The sequence below is a fragment of the Dietzia sp. B19 genome (assembly GCF_014145155.1).
Taxonomy (GTDB): Bacteria; Actinomycetota; Actinomycetes; order Mycobacteriales; family Mycobacteriaceae; genus Dietzia; species Dietzia natronolimnaea.
In genome coordinates, this window is record NZ_JAALED010000372.1 from 1 (window position 1) to 5604 (window position 5604).

Below are 5604 nucleotides of genomic sequence, written 5' to 3' on the forward strand. Positions count from 1 at the left end.
CCCGCGGGCTGGCCGGCGGGCTGAGGATGTTCGTCCGACCGGCCCTCGACATGATGCCGGCGACCGACGCGTCCCTCGGACGGCTGCGCGCGCTGACCTCGGGGGCCGGGCGGGCGGCCGCCCTCGAGACCACCAACGACTGGTCCTCGGACGGCCCCGTGCCCGGACTCTGGGTGGGCCGCAAGCGGTTCTTCCACTCGGACAAGGTGATCTACCACATCCACGGCGGCGGCTTCACCTTCGGATCCCCCTGGTCGCACAAGGCACTCGCGTCACGGATGGCCAGCGAGACCGGCGTGCCCGTCTTCCTGCCCGACTACCGGCTCGCACCGGAACATCCGCACCCCGCGGCCACGGAGGACACCCTCGCCGGCTGGGAGTGGCTGCTGAGCATGGGCTTCCGGGCGGAGGACATCGTGGTGGCCGGCGACTCCGCCGGCGGCAACCTCGCCCTCCAGCTCGTCGCGCAGCTCGAGAAGGAGCAGGCCGCGATGCCGGCGGGGGTCGTCCTGCTCTCACCGTGGGTGGATCTGGACTTCACCGACATGACCGCCCGCGACCGCGCCCGTAAGGACCCGTTCCTCGCCCTCGGCCTGGCCGAGCTCTGCCGACGCCAGTACGCGCCGGGAGTGGACCCGGACGACCCCGCCATCTCGCCGATCAACCACGTCCCGTCCCCCGACTGGCCGCCGTTCCTCATCCAGTGCGGCGGCGAGGAGATCTTCTGTGGGGGGATCGAGCAACTCGCGGAGCGTTTCGCCGAACACGGGGTCCGGCACGAGTTCCAACTGTGGCCACATCAGTTCCACGTGTTCCAGGTGTTCCACCCGCTCGTTCCCGAGGCCAAGGTCGCGGTGCGCGACATCGGCTCGTTCGTCCGCGGGTGCCTGCGCGGCTGAACCCTCCGGTCAGACCGTCAGCACCAGGCCCGAGGTCGGCACGCCCGTACCCGCGGTCACGACCAGCTTCTCCGCACCCGGCACCTGGTTGACCGAGTCGCCCCGCAGCTGACGCACACCCTCCGCGATGCCGTTCATGCCGTGGATGTAGGCCTCACCCAGCTGGCCACCGTGCGTGTTGAGCGGCAGTCGGCCACCCACCTCGAGCGCGCCCGGCTCGCGGACGAAGTCCTTGGCCTCCCCTCGGCCACAGAAGCCCAGTTCCTCGAGCTGCATGAGGACGTACGGCGTGAAGTGGTCGTAGAGCACGGCCATGTCCATGTCCTGGGGCCGCAGGCCGGACTGGGACCACAGCTGGTCGCCGACGATGCCCATCTCCGGCAGTCCGGCGAGCTCGGGACGGTAGTACGAGGTCATGATGAACTGGTCCGGCCCGGAGCCTGACGCGGCCGCGGCGATCGACACCGGCCGGTGCGGCAGATCCCGCGCCCGCTCGGGGGTCGTCACGACGATCGCCTGCCCGCCGTCGGACTCCTGGCAGCAGTCGAGCAGGTGCAGGGGCTCGGCGATGTAGCGCGAGTTCTGGTGGTCGTCCAGCGTGATGGGCTTGCCGTGGAAGAACGCCGCCGGGTTGACGGCGGCGTGCTTGCGGTCCACCACCGCGACCCGCCCGAAGTCCTCGCTGGTGGCGCCGTACTCGTGCATGTAGCGCTGCGCGACCATCGCCACGAAGCCCGCCGGCGTCGACAGTCCGTGCGGGTAGGAGAAGGCGTTGTCCGTGCCGGAGGAGTTGACCTGCTGCACGAGCGCCGAGTTGACCTGGCCGAACCGCATCCCGGAGCGCTCGTTGAACGCGCGATAACAGACCACCACCTCGGCCACGCCCGTCGCCACGGCCATCGCGGCCTGCTGCACGGTCGCACACGCGGCGCCGCCGCCGTAGTGGATGCGGGAGAAGAAGTTCAGCGAGCCGATGCCGGCGGCGCGGGCGACCGCGATCTCGGTGTTGGTGTCCATGGTGAACGACACCAGGCCGTCGACGTCCGACGGCTGCAGACCGGCGTCGGCCACCGCCGTGCGCACGGCCTCGGCGGCCAGGCGCAGTTCGGAGCGGCCCGAGTCCTTGGAGAAGTCGGTGGCGCCGATCCCGACGATCGCAGCCTTGTCTGCCAGGGTGCTCACTGCGGGTCTCCGTTCAGGTAGAGGGTCGCCGTCGAGGTGACGTGCGCGCCCAACGAGTCCGTGCCGACGATCTTCAGCGTGACCAGCCCGTCGTCGTCGATCCCCGTGACCTCACCGGTCAGGGTGAGGGAGTCGTACGCGTACCAGGGCACGCCGAGCCGGAGCCTGATGGACGTGATGCGGGCGCGCCGGCCCGCCCAGTCGGTGACGAACCGCTGCACCAGGCCGGTGTCGGTGAGGATGTTGACGAAGATGTCCTTCGAGCCCTTGGCGTGGGCGAGGTCGCGGTCGTGGTGGACGTCCTGGAAATCCCGGGTCGCCAGCGCCGAGGCCACGATGAAGGTCGGGGTCCCCTCGATGGTCAGCTCGGGGAGTCGGTCCCCCACCGCCACGGCGGGCGGCTCGGCGGGGCAGATCACTCGATCGGTGCTCACTTGGCAGCCTCTTCCTTCACCTCGGGCATCTGACGCTCCACCGGCGGTGCACCGGCCGGTCGCCACGCGTACAGCGTCCACGGCTCGGTGCCGAACGCGGCGTCCTCGGCCGGGTCGCCGGGCATGTCGAGGAACTCGACCTCGACCTCCATGCCGATCCGGACCTCGGCCGGGTCGACGTCGCGCAGCTCGCCGAGCATCCGCACACCCTCCTCCAGCTCCACCAGTGCGATGACGAACGGGAACCGCGTGCGACCCGGCACGCGCGGGGCGTGGTGGGTGACGAAGCTGTACACCGTGCCGCGACCGGAGGCCACGACGTAGTCGGTGTGCTCGGTCTTGTCCTTCCACAACGCCGGCACGGGCGGGTGCTGCAGCGAGCCGTCCTCGCGGGTCTGGATGCGCAGCTCGTGGGCGCGGACCCCGTCCCAGAAGAAGCGGGTGTCGTGCGAGACCGACGGGCGCAGGACCTTGCCCACCACCAGGTCGTCGGTGGCCGAGCCGGAGCTGGAGACGATCTGGTCCGCGGGCGCCGGCGCGGGCTCGGCGGTCGTGGCGGTCGCGGCGGTCGTGGCCGGCGGACGGAACTTGAGGATCCGGAAGTCCATCTCCGCCACGACCTCGTCGCCGACGCGCCAGTAGTTGCGGGTGGTGAAGAACCAGCCCTCCCCGAGACCCGTGGTCTTGGGGCCGACCACGTCGACCAGGACGGACTCGATGGTCACCTCCTCACCCGGGCGGGTGTACCGGTGGTAGGTGGAGTCGCAGTTGGTGGCCACCACGGAGGTGAAGCCCTCCGCGTCGAGGATGTCCGTCATGCGGCCCAGCGGGTCATCGGCCTCGCGCGTCTTCCCGAGTCCCCGCATGGTCCAGACCTGCGCCATCGCGGGCGGGGCCACCGGACCTCCGTGTCCGGCCGCGCGGGCCGCGGCCTCGTCGGAGTAGATCGGGTTGACGTCCCCGATCGCCTCGGTCCAGTTGCGGATCATCGGCGTGTTGATGGGATCGCGGCCCGCGCGGCGCGCGCTGCCGCCGGAGGCGCGTACCTCCTCGGCGGCGGCCAGGATGCGGTCGGCCTGCTCGTCACTCATGGGTGCCTTCTCGTTCGGTCGTGGGCGTGCTGACAGGGGGTCGGGTCAGCGGGCGGTGCGGGGCATGCCGAGGCCGCCCATGCAGGTCAGTTCGCGCATGACCTCGTTCACCCCTCCCCCGAAGGTGATCACGACGTTGCGCTTGGTCATCATGTCGAACCACCGCTGCAGTCCGGCGGTGTCGGGATCGGTGGGGTCGCCGAAGCGACCGAGCAGCTCCTCGATGATCCGGCCGACGTGCTGGATCTTCTCGGTGGAGAACACCTTGGACGCCGCCGAGTCACCCATCGACGGGTTCTCCCCGGCGGAGGAGACCTGCCAGTTGAGCAGTTCGTTGAGCCGGACGAACGCGAAGATCTCGGCGAGCCCGCGCCGCACCTCGGGCCGGTCCAGGTGACGGACCCCGTCGGCGCCGGTGCCCCGGGCCCAGCCGACCAGCTCGTCGTAGTACCCGCCCGGTCGACCGGACGGGGCCAGCATCACGCGCTCGTGGTTGAGCTGGGTGGTGAGCATTTTCCACCCGCCGTCGACCTCGCCCACCACCATGTCCGCCGGGACGCGCACGTCCGAGTAGTAGGTGGCGTTGACGTGGTGGGCGCCGTCGCAGGTGATGATCGGGGTGAACGAGAAGCCCGGGTCTGAGGTGTCGACGATGAAGATGGTCAGCCCGCGGTGCCGCGAGTCCGGGGTGCCGGTCCGCGCGGCCAGCCAGATGTAGTCGGCGTGGTGGCCGCCGGTGGTCCACATCTTCTGCCCGTTGATGATCCAGTCACCCGTGGCCTCGTCCCGCCTGGCGGTGGTCCGCAGCGCGGCGAGGTCGGTGCCCGCGTCGGGCTCGGAGTAGCCGATCGCGAAGTGGATCGAGCCGTCGAGGATCCCGGGCAGAAACTTCTCCTTCTGCAGCTCGGAGCCGTACTTCTGCAGGGTCGGCCCGACGGTCTGCAGTGTGACCGAGGGCAGCGGGACGTCGGCGCGGGTGGCCTCGTTGGTGAAGATCAGCTGTTCGATGTGGCCGAATCCCTTGCCTCCGAACTCGGTGGGCCACCCCACGCCCAGCCACCCGTCCCGGCCCATGCGGGTGATGATCTCCGCGTAGGTGTCCCCGTGGCGGGTGGTGGCGATGTCCGCCGCCTCCTCGGGCGAGATGAGCGTGGAGAAGTACTCGCGGAGCTCGGCCTGCAGCGCCCGCTGCTCTCCGGTGAGGTCGATGAAGGTGCCCTCCGGCGCCGCACCGGCGTCGGCGTCGGTGGAGGCGGGCGCCACGTGCTCGACGGGGTCGGACGCCACCGCCGACGCGAGGTCGTCCAGGTGCAGCTGCGCGCCGCCGACGAAGCGGGCCAGATCCTTGACGGCCGAGGAGTACCGGAACATGGGGTAGGTGATGTCCACCCCGACCCCGCCGTGCAGGTGGTGCAGGATCTGCACCGCACGCGGTCCCTCGGTGGCCAGCCAGTAGGCACCGATCGTCGGGTCGGTGGCGTACCGGTCGGCCGGGCCGGTGAGCCCCTCCGAGACCCGCCAGGTCACCGACTGGGAGATCACGTGCAGCGTGCGCGAGATGATGTACACGTCGGCCAGCTCCTGCTGGACCGCCTGGAACGAGCCGAGCGGCTTACCGAACTGCACACGCTGCTTGAGGTAGTCGGCGGTCATGTCCAACGCGCCGGAGACCAGGCCGTCACCGTGGGCGATGCACGCCGACAGGACGAGCCGTCGGAACTCGTCGAGGACCGATCCGTCCCCCGGGCCGCGGATCACGTCGTCGTCGTCGACCGGCGTCGCGTCGAACCGCATCGCGTACTCCGGCACGCCGAGCGACCCGAGGGTCGGGGTCAGGGTGACCCCGGGGGCGTCGGGGGCGACGACGACGAGGACGGGGGCTCCCCCGGCCGTGGACACCGGCACCAGGACGGACCGGGCCTGGGCCGCGTAGCGGACCGCGGTGACGGTGCCCGTGATCGTCCCGCCGTCGAGGCGCACGGTCGGCTCGAGCGGGAG

5 protein-coding genes and 1 pseudogene are annotated in these 5604 nt (G+C 70.8%); 1 reads left to right on the top strand and 5 read right to left on the bottom strand.

The window, feature by feature from the left end; all coding sequences use genetic code 11:
* The coding region (locus G6020_RS11025; protein ID WP_182610662.1) for an alpha/beta hydrolase at window positions 1-899 on the top strand (899 nt) is incomplete at its 5' end.
* A 9-nt stretch (window positions 900-908) separates the two neighbouring features.
* On the opposite strand, the gene G6020_RS11030 is transcribed toward G6020_RS11025, so the two are convergent.
* The 5 genes and pseudogenes from G6020_RS11030 to G6020_RS17565 form a co-directional block, all read right to left on the bottom strand.
* Window positions 909-2081: a lipid-transfer protein gene (locus tag G6020_RS11030; protein ID WP_182610663.1), complete on the bottom strand. Its 1173-nt coding sequence runs from the start codon at window positions 2079-2081 to the stop codon at window positions 909-911.
* Window positions 2078-2515: a MaoC family dehydratase gene (locus G6020_RS11035; RefSeq protein ID WP_347238360.1), complete on the bottom strand. Its 438-nt coding sequence runs from the start codon at window positions 2513-2515 to the stop codon at window positions 2078-2080. The genes G6020_RS11030 and G6020_RS11035 overlap by 4 nt, the downstream gene beginning before the upstream one ends.
* Window positions 2512-3606, bottom strand: a complete 1095-nt coding sequence (locus tag G6020_RS11040; protein WP_182610664.1) for a bifunctional MaoC family dehydratase N-terminal/OB-fold nucleic acid binding domain-containing protein — start codon at window positions 3604-3606, stop codon at window positions 2512-2514. Before G6020_RS11040 ends, G6020_RS11035 begins: the two co-directional genes overlap by 4 nt.
* A 45-nt stretch (window positions 3607-3651) precedes the next feature.
* Window positions 3652-4869, bottom strand: coding sequence for an acyl-CoA dehydrogenase family protein (locus G6020_RS17560; RefSeq protein WP_347238361.1), 1218 nt, complete (start codon window positions 4867-4869; stop codon window positions 3652-3654).
* Window positions 4870-4908: 39 nt separating this feature from the next.
* Window positions 4909-5400: pseudogene (locus G6020_RS17565) on the bottom strand (acyl-CoA dehydrogenase family protein); the annotation flags it as partial.
* Window positions 5401-5604 lie beyond the last annotated feature (204 nt).

Bases quoted from the DNA above. Each gene is read 5' to 3' on its own strand.
- G6020_RS11040 (WP_182610664.1), bottom strand. From the start codon at position 3,606: ATGAGTGACGAGCAGGCCGACCGCATCCTGGCCGCCGCCGAGGAGGTA.